The sequence below is a fragment of the Flavimobilis marinus genome (assembly GCF_900113055.1).
Classification (GTDB): Bacteria; Actinomycetota; Actinomycetes; order Actinomycetales; family Cellulomonadaceae; genus Flavimobilis; species Flavimobilis marinus.
The window spans coordinates 875,900-889,517 of record NZ_FONZ01000001.1 but is presented as its reverse complement, the minus strand read 5'-3'; the positions used below and the strand labels follow the sequence as shown (position 1 = coordinate 889,517).

General features: G+C 72.1%; 13 protein-coding genes. 2 read left to right on the top strand and 11 right to left on the bottom strand.

Annotated elements, in window-relative coordinates:
• The first annotated feature begins 49 nt into the window (after positions 1-49).
• Positions 50-730 (top strand): hypothetical protein, encoded by a 681-nt coding sequence (locus tag BMZ30_RS04110; RefSeq protein ID WP_143073125.1) that lies wholly within the window; start codon positions 50-52, stop codon positions 728-730.
• A gap of 6 nt (positions 731-736) precedes the next feature.
• Here BMZ30_RS04110 and cofE read toward each other — a convergent pair whose 3' ends face one another.
• From cofE to BMZ30_RS04055, 11 genes are all read right to left on the bottom strand, one after another.
• On the bottom strand, positions 737-1,501 hold the full coding sequence (cofE, locus tag BMZ30_RS04105) for a coenzyme F420-0:L-glutamate ligase (RefSeq protein WP_093375279.1): 765 nt from the start codon (positions 1,499-1,501) through the stop codon (positions 737-739).
• Positions 1,498-2,496, bottom strand: a complete 999-nt coding sequence (locus BMZ30_RS04100) for a TIGR03557 family F420-dependent LLM class oxidoreductase (protein WP_093375277.1) — start codon at positions 2,494-2,496, stop codon at positions 1,498-1,500. Before BMZ30_RS04100 ends, cofE begins: the two co-directional genes overlap by 4 nt.
• A gap of 37 nt (positions 2,497-2,533) precedes the next feature.
• Positions 2,534-3,391, bottom strand: a complete 858-nt coding sequence (locus BMZ30_RS04095; protein ID WP_093375275.1) for an SDR family oxidoreductase — start codon at positions 3,389-3,391, stop codon at positions 2,534-2,536.
• Positions 3,388-4,713, bottom strand: coding sequence for an aspartate aminotransferase family protein (locus BMZ30_RS04090; RefSeq protein WP_093375273.1), 1,326 nt, complete (start codon positions 4,711-4,713; stop codon positions 3,388-3,390). The genes BMZ30_RS04095 and BMZ30_RS04090 overlap by 4 nt, the downstream gene beginning before the upstream one ends.
• 117 nt (positions 4,714-4,830) lie before the next feature.
• On the bottom strand, positions 4,831-5,973 hold the full coding sequence (locus BMZ30_RS04085) for an ABC transporter substrate-binding protein (RefSeq protein WP_093375271.1): 1,143 nt from the start codon (positions 5,971-5,973) through the stop codon (positions 4,831-4,833).
• A gap of 59 nt (positions 5,974-6,032) precedes the next feature.
• Positions 6,033-6,860, bottom strand: coding sequence for an ABC transporter permease (locus tag BMZ30_RS04080; protein WP_093375269.1), 828 nt, complete (start codon positions 6,858-6,860; stop codon positions 6,033-6,035).
• Positions 6,857-7,711: an ABC transporter ATP-binding protein gene (locus BMZ30_RS04075; protein ID WP_093375267.1), complete on the bottom strand. Its 855-nt coding sequence runs from the start codon at positions 7,709-7,711 to the stop codon at positions 6,857-6,859. The genes BMZ30_RS04080 and BMZ30_RS04075 overlap by 4 nt, the downstream gene beginning before the upstream one ends.
• Positions 7,708-8,559 (bottom strand): ABC transporter permease, encoded by an 852-nt coding sequence (locus tag BMZ30_RS04070; RefSeq protein WP_229828261.1) that lies wholly within the window; start codon positions 8,557-8,559, stop codon positions 7,708-7,710. Before BMZ30_RS04070 ends, BMZ30_RS04075 begins: the two co-directional genes overlap by 4 nt.
• 86 nt (positions 8,560-8,645) lie before the next feature.
• On the bottom strand, positions 8,646-9,677 hold the full coding sequence (locus BMZ30_RS04065; RefSeq protein ID WP_093375263.1) for a TIGR03842 family LLM class F420-dependent oxidoreductase: 1,032 nt from the start codon (positions 9,675-9,677) through the stop codon (positions 8,646-8,648).
• A gap of 41 nt (positions 9,678-9,718) precedes the next feature.
• Positions 9,719-11,134 (bottom strand): dihydropyrimidinase, encoded by a 1,416-nt coding sequence (gene hydA, locus BMZ30_RS04060; protein WP_093375261.1) that lies wholly within the window; start codon positions 11,132-11,134, stop codon positions 9,719-9,721.
• 51 nt (positions 11,135-11,185) lie between these two features.
• Positions 11,186-12,034, bottom strand: coding sequence for a nitrilase-related carbon-nitrogen hydrolase (locus BMZ30_RS04055; protein ID WP_093375259.1), 849 nt, complete (start codon positions 12,032-12,034; stop codon positions 11,186-11,188).
• A gap of 225 nt (positions 12,035-12,259) precedes the next feature.
• Between BMZ30_RS04055 and BMZ30_RS04050 the strand changes: the two genes are divergently transcribed.
• Positions 12,260-13,603, top strand: a complete 1,344-nt coding sequence (locus BMZ30_RS04050) for an aminotransferase class I/II-fold pyridoxal phosphate-dependent enzyme (protein WP_093375257.1) — start codon at positions 12,260-12,262, stop codon at positions 13,601-13,603.
• Positions 13,604-13,618: the final 15 nt, after the last annotated feature.

The window sequence follows — 13,618 nt, the reverse complement described above, 5'->3', positions numbered from 1 at the left end:
GAGAGGCAGGCCCTCGCCCTCGCGCCGCGTTCGCGGTAGTTTGCGTGCCGTGACCTGGATATCGGCCTCACGCGCGCTCGCAATCGCCGCCGTCTGCTTGACGCTCGCAGCGTGCGGCGGCACCGCCCCTGCCGGCCCGACGGCGCCCTCGGCCACGGTCCGTCAGTCAGCTCCCGGGGACGCGTCCCCCGAGGACACCTCGAGCGACTCGCCGGTCGACGACGCGGTCGACGGCGTCGAGGACCTCCTCGACGACGGAGCCGACGGCGCCCCCCAGGCCGAGGAGACGACCGACGCGCTCGCCCACATCACGAGCTGCGAGCAGGTCGCGGCCCTCACGCAGGGCCTCACGGACGGTCTCGTCCTGACCGAGACCTCGGGTGTCGACGAGTACGGCGTCTGGTGCAGCTGGGACGAGCCGGACCCGGAGGACTTCGCCAACATCCGCTCGGTCGAGGTGATCGGCGAGCCGTATGACCAGACCGATGCGATGCTCACGGCGGCGGAGCTCGCCGACGCGAACCTCGAGCACCTCCCGGATCCCGCGATCGAGGCGGCTGGAGGCATCGCCTACGGCAACAGCGCGCAGACCGCGGTCGCCACGGTCATGACGGTGGGGGTGCTCGTGCCCGACGCGTCCATCAGCATCGCCGGCGGCGGGTGGGGTCCCGACCCGCACGTCAGCAACGAGATCGCCATCTCGATCGCCAAGGGGATGCTCCGGCTCTGAGCCACGTCAGCGTGCGGCGCTCCCGTCGCCGAACCCGCGTGCGTAGGCCTCCGCCGTGCCTTCCGCGAACAGGTCGCTCGCACCGAGCCGGGGAAGCACACGAGCACCGGGCCCGTCGTCGTCGGTCACGAGGTGGCCGAGGCCGCGCACCACACCCACGGGCCGCCCGGACGTCTTCCCCTTCACCAGCTCGACCGCCGAGGCGATCTCGTCAGCGACCGCCGTGACGGTGACCGTCAGCTCGCGTCCGTGCGAGTCGTGCCCGCCGCGCTCGTCGATCAGCGGCACGACGCCAGCACAGCCGATCGCGAGATCCACCAGCCCGTCACGCCACGCCCGCCCCGCGGTGTCCGTGAGGATCACGCCGACCTTGACGCCGAGGTGCGCGGCGACCGCCGCCCGGATCCTGCGCGCTGACGCGTCCGGGTCCTCGGGCAGCAGCAGGACCGTGCCGTCGGGCGTGTTGGAGGCGTCCACTCCCGCGGCAGCCATGACGAGCCCCAGCCGGTTCTCCACGATCCGCAGCGGCGGCAGGCCGGGCCGTGCGCGGGTCGCGACGACCCGCACCGTCTCCGCGGTGATCGCGGCCTCCCGGTCGGCGGCAGCCACGACCCGCCCCTCGGCCTTGGAGACGATCTTGCTCGTGATCACCACGACGTCACCGTCCGCCAGGTCCGGACACACGCCGCACACCAGTGCGCCGAGGTCGTCCCCGGGGGCGACCTCACCGACGCCGTCGGGCGCCCAGATCTCGAGAGCCGTGCGCGTCACCGCGAGAGCTTGGGCAGCACGTCCCGCGAGAAGACGTCGATCCACTCCCGCTGGTTGCGGCCCACGTTGTGCAGGTAGATTCGGTCGAAGCCCAGGTCCACGTACTTCTGGATCGCCGCGCGGTGCTCGTCCGGGTCGGCCGAGATCACCATGCGGCCCGCGAAGTCCTCCGGACGCACGAGCTTGGCGATCTGCTCGAACTCGAACGGCGACCGGATGTCCGCCTTGGGGAACTTCATGCCCCCGTTGGGCCACTCCGTCATGGCGTTCGTCATGGCCTCTTCGTCGGTCGGCGCCCACGAGAGGTGGATCTGCAGCACCTTCGGCATCGACTCCGGGTCGCGACCCGACTCACGGACACCGTCGTCGAACTTCCCGAAGAGCATCGAGATCTTCTCGAGGGGCGCGCCCACGGTGATGAGGCCGTCGGCGTGGCGGCCCGCGCGCTTCGCAGTCACCGGGCCCGCGGTCGCGACAAGGATCTCCGGCGGCACCTCCGGCATGGTCCACAGGCGGGTGGACTCGAGCTTGTAGAACTGGCCCGAGTGCTTCACGTCCTTGCCGGCGAGCGACGCCGAGAACAGCTTCTTGATGACGTCGATCGCCTCGAACATCCGGTTGATGCGCTCCGGCGCCTCCGGCCAGTACTGGCCGGTGATGTGCTCGTTGAGCGCCTCGCCCGAGCCGAGCCCCAACCAGTGCCGGCCCGGGTACATGGCCGCGAGCGTTGCCGACGCCTGCGCGACCATCGCCGGGTGCCAGCGGAACGTCGGGGCGGTGACCCCGGGCCCGAGGTCGCCGCGGGTGCGCTCCCCCAGGGCGGCGAGGACGTTCCACACGAACGCGCTCTGCCCCTGCTGCGGCACCCACGGCTGGAAGTGGTCGGCGGCCATGACGCCGCTGAACCCCTGGGACTCGGCGTAGGCGGAGAGCTCGATCACCTCCGTCGGGTGGAACTGCTCGAGCATGGCTGCGTAACCGATGGTCAGGTCCATGGAGAAAACCTATCGTCAGGAGAGTAGGTGGCGGCGCTCAGGCGCCGGCGATCCGGTGGGTCTTGGTGTAGGAGCCCTGCGCGCGCGGCCGCACGATCAGCGTGTCGACGTTCACGTGCGCCGGCTGCGTGAGGGTCCAGCGGATGGCCTCGGCGATGTCGGCCGCCACGAGGGGGTCGGGGACTCCTGCGTAGACGGCGTCGGCCTTGGCCTGGTCACCACCGAACCGCGTGAGCGAGAACTCCTCGGTGTGCACCATGCCGGGCGCGATCTCGATGACCCGCAACGGCTCCCCCACCAGCTCCAGCCGCAACGTGCGGGCCGCCACCCGCTCCGCGAACTTCGCCGCGACGTAGCCGCCCCCGCCCTCGTATGGCTCGTGGGCCGCGGTCGAGGTGACCACGACGACGTCGCCCTCGGACTCGCGCAGCGCCGGCAGGAACGCGTTCGTCACGCGGATCGTGCCGAGCACGTTCAGCTCGTACATCTGGCGCCATCCGTCGAGGTCGGCCTGGGCGACGGGCTCGTTGCCGAGGGCGCCTCCGGCATTGTTCACGACGGCGTGCACGGGTCCACCGGCGGTGACCTCGGCGACGAGGCGCGCGACGTCCTCGTCGGAGGTGATGTCCGCGGCGACGACGGTCGCCCCGGTGCGCGCGGCGAGGTCCGCGAGGCGGTCGGCTCGGCGGGCGACGCCGACGACGTCCCACCCGTCCGCGCGCAACGCGGCCACGGTCGCGGCCCCGATGCCTGAGGAGGCCCCGGTCACGACGGCCCGGCGGGCCGTGCCGCGTCGGTCATCGGCCGGAGCGCCAGCAGGGCTCGCGGGGCTCAGCCCGGCAGCGGCGCGGTCCGCTCCATCAGCAGGAGCAGCAGCAGGATCAGTCGGGTTCATCGGTTCTCCTCGAGCGCGGTCAGCACGTCGTCGTAGATGCTCAGGGCGCAGTGGACCTCGGCGGCGGTGACGACGCACGGAGGCACCACGTGGATGCGGTTGTCCTGCACGAAGGGCAGCAGCCCTCGTCGAAGGCATTCTGCCTTGACGAACGCCATGTCCGTCGGACCGAGGGGCGCGACGTCGCCGCGCCCGGCGACGAGCTCGAGGGCCCAGAACACCCCGACGCCACGCACCTCGCCGACGACGGGGTGTCGTGCAGCCAGCGATCGCAGGCCGGGGCCGAGCACGTCGTCGCCGATCCGCCGGGCGTGCCCGACGACGTCGTCGCTCGCCATGGCCTCAAGGGTGGCGACGATCGCCGCCATCGCGAGCGGGTGCCCGGAGTAGGTGAGCCCGCCGGGGAAGACGCGCTCGTCGAAGGTCGCGGCGACGTCGTCGCCGATGATCACGCCGCCGGCTGGCACGTAGCCCGAGTTCACTCCCTTGGCGAACGTGATGAGGTCAGGCCGGGTCCCGGGCTCGAGGTGATCGGCGAACGCGAACCAGCGCCCGGTGCGACCGAAGCCGCACATGACCTCGTCGAGGATGAGGAGGATCCCGTGCTCGTCGGCGAGCGCGCGGACCCCGGCGAGGTAGCCCGGTGGCGGGATTAGCACGCCCGCGGTGCCCGGCACGGTCTCGAGCAGGATCGCCGCGATCGATGCGGGCCCTTCGCACTCGATCACCCGGGCGAGGTGGCCGAGGGCTCGCTCGCACTCCTCCTCGGGCGTGCTGGCCCAGAAGTCCGAGCGCAGCAGGTAGGGCGTGAACACGTGGACGTGCCCCGTGGCGTGCTCGTTGGGGATCCGCCGCCAGTCGCCGGTCGCGGCGATCGCCGCGCCGGTGTTGCCGTGGTAGCTGCGGTACGCGGAGATCACCTTGGGCCGGCCGGTGTGCAGGCGCGCCAGGCGCATCGCGTTCTCGTTGGCGTCCGCTCCGCCGTTGGTGAAGAAGACCTGCGACATGCCGTCCGGGGCGAGGGAGGTGATGGCGCGGGCCGCGCGCCCTCGGGCCAGATTCGCGTGCCCCGGGGCGATCGTGGTGAGGGTGCCGGCCTGCTCGACGATGCCGGCCACGACCGCGGGGTGCTGGTGGCCGATGTTCACGTTGACGAGCTGGGACGAGAAGTCGAGGTAGCGGCGCCCGGTGTCGTCCCAGACCTCGCAGCCCTCGCCGCCGGCGATCGTGAGGGGGGCGAGCCGCCCCTGGGCGGACCAGGAGTGGAAGACGAAGCGGTCGAGCTCGAGCGCCGTGAGCGGCTCGGACGTTGGCGTGGGCACGGTGGCCTCCTGGGTCGGCGGTGGGAGTACGAGGCGAGGGACGTGGTCGGCGGCGCCGCCCCCGGAAGGGCACCGGAGCGTCGCCGCCGACCCGTCAGACCGGCTGCGCGCTGCTGGTCATGCGCCGCCGGCGTTGAGGGTGACCTCGATCGGCGACCAGCCTTCGCCGACGACGTCGACGCCCTCGGCGGTCAGCTCGCTGAGCGCCTGCTCGACGTACTCGTTGGTGTAGGCGGACGCGGGCGGCTGCGCCGAGATGATGCTGGCGCCGGTCTCGTTGACGGTCTCCATGGCCATCGCCACGGTCGCGTCCCAGGCGGCCTCGTCGATCGTGCCGACTCCCCCGGTGGTGGAGGGCCAGAGCAGCTTGTTGGTCTCGTTGGTCATCCACAGCTGGTGGCTCGTGCCGAGGGTGGACCCGGCGGCCGTGACGATGTCCGCGGCTGCCTGGGCGTTGTCCCGGGCGTACGCCCAGCCCTTGAGCGACGCCTTGAGGAACTTCACGGTCGTCTCCTCGTACGCGGCGTCGGACTCGAGGCGCTCGGTGTCCGCCCAGATCGCGTCCTGGAGCATGGCGGTCCCCTCCACGTTCCAGTCGATGACGGTGAAGTCCTCAGGCTGGTACAGCTCGCCGGTCTCGGGGTTCTCCGCCTCGAGCAGCTGGGCGTACTCGTTGTAGGTCATCGCCTGCGCGGCGTCGATGTCGCCGTTGAGCAGCCCGAGCATGTCGAACGCCTGGGTGACCAGCTCGAAGTCGGTGACGCCGGCCTTGTTGAGCCCGGCGAACAGCTCCCACTCGTTGCCGTACCCCCACGACCCGATCGTCTTGCCCTCGAGGTCGGCCACGCTCTCGATCCCCGAGTCCGCGAACGCGACCTGGAGGGTGGCGGAACGCTCGAAGATCTGCGCGACGTTGGTGACGCCGGCGCCCTGCTCGATCGACCCGAGCACCTTGGGCACCCACGCGATCGCGTAGTCGACCTCGCCCTGGGCGAGCGCGTCCTGGGGGACGATGTCGCCGCCGGACGGGAGGATCTCGACGTCGAGGCCCTCGGCCTCGTAGTAGCCCTGGTCGAGCGCGGCGTAGTAGCCGGCGAACTGGGCCTGCGTGAGCCACTGCAGCTGGAGCTTGACGGGCGTGAGCTCGCCGGCGGAGCCGGAGGCCGCGGGTGCGGTCTCCTCGCCCCCGTCCGAGCAGGCGGCCAGGAGCAGCCCTGCGGTGAGTGCGGCCGCAGTGGCCTTCCAGATCGTGCGGGTCATGTCGTCTCCTTCGATCGTGGGACGCGCCGCGGGCGTGGCGCGTGGTCGGTGGGGGGTGCTCACGCCGATAGTCCGGCGAGGGTGCTCGCGCCGATGCTCCGGCGAGCGGTGAGGTGCTCGGCGACGGCGGTGGCGGCATAGAAGACGAGGCCGACGACGATGCCGCCGACGACGTAGGCCCAGGCCTGTGCGTAGTCGGAGCCCGCTGCGGCGGTCGTGATGAAGGAGCCGATGCCGGAGCGTGGCCCGCCGAAGTACTCGGCGACGATCGCGGAGATGACCGCCAGCGAGGAGGCCATGCGCAGGCCGGTGAAGACGAACGGCAGGGCGGTCGGGACGGTGACGGTGCGGGCCACCTGGACGGGCGAGGCGGCGAGCGCCCGCATGAGGTCGCGGTGCACCGGAGCCACCTGACGCAGCCCGGTGAGCGTGTTGACGTACACGGGCACGAACACCGCCAGCCCGGCGACGATCACGCGGGCCTGCTCGGAGGCCGCGCCGTACATCGAGTACAGGACGGGGGCCAGCGCGACGATCGGCACGACGGCGAGCGCGGTCACGACCGGCGCTGCCAGCCGGTCCGCGGGCCGCAGGGCTGAGGACAGCACGGCCAGCCCGATCCCGAGGACGGCGCCGACGACGAGGCCGACGGCGGCGTTGCGGCCGGTGACGAGGGCGGCACCGGTGACAGGTCCGGCGAGCTCGCGGAGGTTCGCGGCGATGTCGACGGGGCCCGGCAGGACGAACGCGGGGACGTCGCCGAGCGTGACCGCGAGGTGCCAGCCGAGCAGCAGGAACCCGAGGAGCGCGACGGGCGGCAGGGTCGCCGCGAGTCCCGACCGCACGGCGGACCGCCCGGGTCCGCGGGCGGCGGCGGGCCCGCTCATGCGGCCCCTCCGCGAACCGCGTCCTCGGCGACCGTGTCCCCGGCGACCGCGAGCGACGGCGTGCCGTGCAGGGCAGCGCGCACCCGCGCGACGTGCGCGAAGAAGCCGGCGTCAGCACGCAGGTCGTCGCTCGCACTGTCGAGCCCGGCGCCCGCGACCGCGGACCGGTCGAGCCGCACCGCGATGTCCTCCCGGACCCGCCCCGGCCGGGCGGACATGACGACGACCCGGTCGGAGAGGAACACGGCCTCGGGGATCGAGTGCGTGACGAAGACGACGGCGGCACGGTTCTCGGCGCAGATCCGCAGGAGCTGGGTCTGCAGGTGCTCGCGCGTCATCTCGTCCAGCGCACCGAAGGGCTCGTCCATGAGAAGCAGGCTGGGCTCGTCCGCGAGCGCCCGGGCGATGGCGACGCGCTGCTGCATGCCGCCCGAGAGCTGGTCGGGGAACTGGCCGGCGAAGTCGGCCAGGCCCACGAGGTCGAGCAGGTGGTCGGCGCGCTCCCGGCGGGCACCGCGGCCCACGCCCGCGAGCGCCAGCGGCAGCTCGATGTTGGCGCGTACCGTGCGCCACGGGAGCAGGCCGGCCTGCTGGAACGCGATGCCGTAGTCACGCGACAGGCGGGCCTCGCGGGCCGGCCGCCCGAACACCTCGACGGTGCCGGCGCTCGGCGCGTCGAGGTCGGCGATCAACCGCAGGAGCGTCGACTTCCCGCAGCCGGAGGGCCCGATCAGGGACACGAACTCCCCCGGCGCGACCGTGAGGTCCACGTCCTCGAGGGCGACGACCTCACGGCCCGCCCCGGCGAAGACGCGGGTGACGCCGGTGACGCGTACGGCTGCTGCAGTCATGCGGAGGCCTCCATCCTTCTGAACCGCGCGAGGCCTGCGCCGAGCGCGGTGACGATGCCCGCGGCGAGCAGGCCGAGGACGACGGCGCCGAAGATCGGCGCCCAGGGCTTGGCGGGGTCGGACCCGGCGAAGTTGGCGAGCTCGAGGATCATGCGCCCGAGCCCGCCGGGAAGACCCGTGGCGACCTCGGCGACGACCGTCCCGATCACGGCGTTGGCCGCGGCGAGGCGGAGGGCGGGGAGCACGTGCGGCACGGCGGCCGGGGCGCGCAAGTGGAGCAGCGTCGTCCACCAGCCCGCTCCGTAGGCGTGCATGAGCTCGGTCTGGATCGCCGACGGCGACTGCAGCCCGCGCAGGGCCCCCACCGCGACGGGGAAGAACGCGAGGTAGGACGCGATGACGGCGACCGACATCCACGGCGCCCACTCGAGGGAGCCGATCTCGAGCCGCGACCCCCACGAGCGCACGAGCGGCGCGAGGGCGATCAGGGGCACCGTCTGGGAGAGGATCACCAGCGGCAGGACCGCACGCTCGACGACGCGCAGGCGCTGCATGGCGACGGCGATCAGCAGCCCGACCCCGACGCCGATCGCCCAGCCCACGGCGGCGATCCCGAGGCTGACGGCGCCGGCGTCGAGGACGGCACGCCACAGCGGCGCGGCGTCACGGGCGCCGGTGATCGGCTCCACGAGGCGCTGGAGCATGTCCCAGGTGTGCGGCATGGCGAGGTCGGAGGTGCGGGGCAGGATCCGCGTCTGCCCGAGCGACCATCCCTGCGCCGGCCCGGCGGCCTTGTAGAGCTCCCAGACGGTGGCCAGCAGGGCGACCGCGCCCAGCGCGGCCGCCATCCGGCCGAGCGCAGGCTGGCGGCGGAGCGCAGGCCGGCGGCCGATCGCAGACCAGCGGCCAAGGGCTGGCCGAGGCGCCGCGCCGCTCATGCCCTCGCCACCACGTGCTGGCTGAGGGCCGGGATCACCCACTCGCCGTACTGGCGCAGCGTCTCCTCCTTGTTGTCGTGCTGGAGGTATCCGGCGAACTGCGTGACCCCGAGGTCGCGCAGCGCCTCGAGCTTGTCGATGTGCTCGCGGACGCTGCCGAGCACGCAGAACCGCTCGACGATCTCGTCGGGGACGAAGTCGGCGTGCGTGTTCCCGGCCCGGCCGTGCTGGTTGTAGTCGTAGCCCTCGCGGCCGGCGATGTAGTCGGTCAGCGCCTGGGGCACGTTCGACCCGGCGCCGTACTTGGTGACGATGTCAGCGACGTGGTTCCCGACCATCCCGCCGAACCATCGGCACTGCTCGCGCATGTGCAGGCGCTCGGCCGGCGAGTCGCCGTTGCCCACGTACATGGGCGCCGCCACGCAGAACTTGATCGCCATGGGGTCCCGGCCCGCGTTGTCCGCGGCGTCCCGGACCGCGCCGATCATCCAGGCGGCGATGTCGGGGTCGGCGAGCTGCAGGATGAACCCGTCACCGACCTCCCCGGTGAGCTTGAGGGCCAGGGGCCCGTAGGCCGCGACCCACATCTCGAGCTCGGAGCCGTGGCTCCACGGGAACTGCAGGGTCGCGTCGCCCACCTCGACGCTGCGGGAGTTCGCGAGCTCACGGATCACGTGGATGGACTCGCGCAGCGTCTTGAGGGTCGTGGGCTTGCCCCCGAGCACCCGCACGGCCGAGTCTCCGCGCCCGATCCCGCACACGGTGCGGTTGCCGTACATCTCGTTGAGCGTGGCGAACAGCGACGCCATCACGGTCCAGTCCCGGGTGGCGGGGTTCGTCACCATGGGTCCGACGACGATCTTGCGCGTCGCCGCGAGCATCGCGGAGTAGATGACGAACGGCTCCTGCCACAGCAGGTGCGAGTCGAACGTCCATGCGTGCGAGAAGCCGTACGTCTCGGCGAGGCGCGTGAGCTCGACCGTGCGGGACGCGGGAGGGTTGGTCTGCAGGACGACACCGATGTCCATCGAGAGGGTGTCCTTTCGGTTCGGGGGCGGCGGCCCGGGGCTCAGATGAGGTACTGCGACAGCCCGCGGCGGATGTACTTCCCGTGACCGGCGTGCCCGTGGTACTCGCCGTCGTCGATCACGACGAGGCCCCGGGAGATGACGGTGTCGACGTGACCGTCGATCTCGAAGCCCTCCCACGCCGAGTAGTCGAGGTTCATGTGGTGGGTGTCGACCGAGATCCGGGTGCGCCCCGCCGGGTCGTACACGACGACGTCGGCGTCGGCCCCGGGCGCGATGACGCCCTTGGTGCCGTACATGCCGAACATGCGTGCCGGCGTCGTGCAGCAGATCTCCACCCAGCGCGACAGCGAGATCTTCCCCGTGACGACGCCCTGGTAGACCAGGTCCAGGCGGTGCTCGACGGACCCGATGCCGTTGGGGATCGCCGCGAAGCTGTTCCGCCCGAGCTCCTTCTGGCCCTTCATGCAGAAGGGGCAGTGGTCCGTCGAGACCAGCTGGAGGTCGTTGGTCCGCAGCGCCTGCCACATGTGCTCCTGGTGCCCGTCGACGCGGGCCCGCAGCGGCGTCGAGCACACCCACTTGGACCCCTCGAACCCCGGCGCGCCGAGCTGCTCCTCGAGGGAGAGCCACAGGTACTGCGGGCAGGTCTCGCCGAACACGTTCTGCCCCGTGTCACGGGCCTCGGCGATGCGCATCGCGGCCTGCTTGGCCGAGACGTGGACGACGTAGAGCGGCGCACCGGTGAGCTCGGACAGCCGGATCGCCCGGTACGTCGCCTCTTCCTCCGTCTGCCACGGGCGCGTGAGCCCGTGGTGGATCGGGTCGGTCTCGCCACGCTCGAGGGCCTGCTGCTGCAGGACGTCGATGACCGAGCCGTTCTCGGCGTGCATCATCAGCAGCCCGCCGTTGCGGGAGGCGCGCTGCATGGCCCGGACGATCTGGCCGTCGTCGGACAGGAACACGTCCTTGTAGGCCATGAAGAGCTTGAAGCTCGACACGCCCTCGTCGATCAGGGTGTCCATCGCCGCGAGCGAGACGTCGTCGACTCCACCGATGATCTGGTGGAACGCGTAGTCGATGGCGCACTTGCCGGCTGCCTTGTCGTGCCACGCGGCGAAGCGCTCGAGGACGTCCTCGCCGGTGTACTGCACGGAGAAGTCGACGATCGTCGTCGTCCCGCCCCACGCGGCGGCGCGCGTCCCGGTCTCGAAGGTGTCGGACGCGAACGTGCCCCCGAACGGCATCTCCATGTGGGTGTGCGCATCGATCCCTCCGGGGATGACGTACTTGCCCGTGGCGTCGATCCGGCGGTCCACCCCCTGGAGGAAGGTCGCGCCGAGCACGCCCGACCCGGGTTCGAGGACGGCGACGATCTTCTCGTCCTCGATCAGGACGTCGGCCTGGCCGGACCCGGTCGAGCTCACGACCGTGCCGCCGGTGATGAGGGTGTACATGTCAGGCTCCTCGTGGCTCGAGCGGACGGACGGCGGTGACGCGCGCGCCGGTCATGGCGCGACGATCGGGCCGTAGGCGTCGGGGCGGCGGTCGCGGAAGAACTGCCACCGCTCGCGCACCCGGCGGATCTGCCCCAGGTCGATGTCGCGGATGAGGAGCTCGTTCGACGTCGACGACCCGACCTCGCCGACGTACGCGCCGTCCGGGCCGACGACGTAGCTCGAGCCGTAGAAGTTGACGGCCTCGGCGCCGTACTCGTTGTCCTCGAGGCCCACGCGGTTGGTCGCGACCACGAAGTACCCGTTGGCGACGGCGGCGGCGGGCTGCTCGATCTCCCAGAGCTTGTTGGAGATTCCCGGCGCCGTCGCGTTGGGGTTGAACACGATCTCGGCGCCGTTGAGGGCGAGCACGCGCCAGCCCTCGGGGAAGTGCCGGTCGTAGCAGATGTTGACGCCGATCTTGCCGACCGCCGTGTCGAACACCGGGTAGCCCAGGTTGCCGGGCCGGAAGTAGAACTTCTCCCAGAACTTGGGCAGGTGCGGGATGTGGTGCTTGCGGTACTTGCCGAGGTAGGTGCCGTCGGCGTCGATGACCGCTGCGGTGTTGTACAGGACGCCGGCCTGGTCCTCCTCGTACACGGGCAGCACGATGACGATGCCGAGCTCCTTGGCGAGCGCCGCGAACCGGTCGGTCGTCGGTCCCGGGACGGCTTCGGCGTACTCGTAGTACTGGGGGTCCTGGACGATCCCGAAGTACGGTCCGTAGAAGAGCTCCTGGTAGCAGATGATCTGCGCACCCTGGGCGGCCGCCTCGCGCGTCCACTCCTCGTGCAGCGCGATCATGGACTCCTTGTCCCCGGTCCAGGTGGCCTGGGTCAGGGCGGTTCTGACGATGCTCAACGTCGCTCCTCGGGTCGTCGTGCCAGCGTTCTCGGTCGGCGACGACGCCCTCGGGGGCTGGTCCGCCGCCCCTTCGCTGCTGAATGCGACTGTGGTGGTTGAACATTTCGCGGCGGTGTCCCCGTGTAACGGTCGCGAGAAGAGTTGTGTCGGCGTCGTTAACTCTGGGCCGCGCGGCCCCGGGCTGCGCTCCGGGCGGCCCCGTGCAGGGCAGGATCACGCCTTGTGGACCTCCTCGCCGCGCTCACCGAGCGCACGCCCGCCGGCATCGCCGCGACGATCGGCCAGCTCGTGCGCTCGGGCGACCTGCCCGTCGGGACGCGCCTGCCCACGGTCCGGGAGGTGGCCGCGTCGCTGCAGGTCTCCCCCGGCACGGTCTCGGCCGCGTGGCACGCGTTGTCCGACGCCGGTCTCGTCCGGTCGCGGGGGCGGGCCGGCACCTTCGTCCTGGCCCAGACGACGACGTGGCTTCCCCCGCGCTACCGCGACCTCGCGAGCGGTGCGCAGGTCCCCTACCGGCTCGACCTGTCGTCGGGCACCCCCGATCCCCAGCTGCTGCCTGCCCTCGGGCCCGCGTTCGCGACGCTCGCGCGCCGGACGGCGGGCGCCACGACGTCGTCCTACCTGGGCCCGCCGGTGCTGCCCCCGCTGGAGTCCCGCCTGCGCGCTGCGTGGCCGTTCGCGCCGGAGGCGCTCACGGTCGTCGACGGCGCGCTCGACGGCATGAGCCGCACGCTCGACGTGCTCGTCGGGCTGGGCTCGCGCGTGGCGATCGAGGATCCGTGCTTCCCGCCGCTGCTCGACCTCCTCGACAGCCTCGGCGTGCAGCGCGTGGGCGTCGGCCTGGACGAGCACGGCCTGCTGCCCGACGAGCTCTGGCGAGCGCTCGACGCCCGGTGCGACGTCGTCGTCCTGCAGCCGCGCGCCCAGAACCCGACGGGGGCGTCGATGACCAGCGAACGGGCACGGGAGCTGGCACGGGTGCTGCACACGCACCCGCACGGCGCCGACGTCGTGGTCGTCGAGGACGACCACTCGGGCGCGATCTGCCAGACCGCCGACGTGAGTCTCGGGACGTACCTCGCGGGACGCGTGGTGCACGTGCACTCCTACTCGAAGTCGCACGGTCCTGACCTCCGGATCGCGGCAGTGGGCGGCCCCGCGCGCGTCCTCGAGCGCGTCGTCGCCCGCCGCATGCTCGGGCCCGGGTGGACCTCGCGCATGCTGCAGTCCGCGCTGCTCGAGCTCCTCACGGACCGCACGACCCAGCAGCAGGTCGCCGGCGCCCGGGACGCCTACCGCCGTCGCCAGCGTGAGGTGGCCCGCGCCGTCGAGGCCTCGGGTGGCAGGCTGCGGCGCGGAGACGGCCTGAACATGTGGCTGCCCGTCGCCGACGAGCGGGCGGCGCTGGTGAGCCTCGCCGCCCAGGGCGTGCGGGCGGCTCCGGGCAGCCCGTTCCGCGTCGATGCGCCCGGGCCGGGCGAGGCACACCTGCGGATCAGCGTCGGGTCGGTGCGGGACGCGTTCGATGCGCTGGGCACCGCCCTCGCGGCGGCGGCGCAGGCCTGACGGTCCTCTGCGTCG

Coding starts and splice junctions, on each gene's coding strand:
- BMZ30_RS04100 (WP_093375277.1), bottom strand. CDS start 2,496: ATGGACCTGACCATCGGTTACGCAGCCATGCTCGAGCAGTTCCACCCG.
- BMZ30_RS04095 (WP_093375275.1), bottom strand. CDS start 3,391: ATGAACCCGACTGATCCTGCTGCTGCTCCTGCTGATGGAGCGGACCGC.
- BMZ30_RS04085 (WP_093375271.1), bottom strand. CDS start 5,973: ATGACCCGCACGATCTGGAAGGCCACTGCGGCCGCACTCACCGCAGGG.
- BMZ30_RS04080 (WP_093375269.1), bottom strand. CDS start 6,860: ATGAGCGGGCCCGCCGCCGCCCGCGGACCCGGGCGGTCCGCCGTGCGG.
- BMZ30_RS04075 (WP_093375267.1), bottom strand. CDS start 7,711: ATGACTGCAGCAGCCGTACGCGTCACCGGCGTCACCCGCGTCTTCGCC.
- BMZ30_RS04070 (WP_229828261.1), bottom strand. CDS start 8,559: ATGGCGGCCGCGCTGGGCGCGGTCGCCCTGCTGGCCACCGTCTGGGAG.
- BMZ30_RS04065 (WP_093375263.1), bottom strand. CDS start 9,677: ATGGACATCGGTGTCGTCCTGCAGACCAACCCTCCCGCGTCCCGCACG.
- hydA (WP_093375261.1), bottom strand. CDS start 11,134: ATGTACACCCTCATCACCGGCGGCACGGTCGTGAGCTCGACCGGGTCC.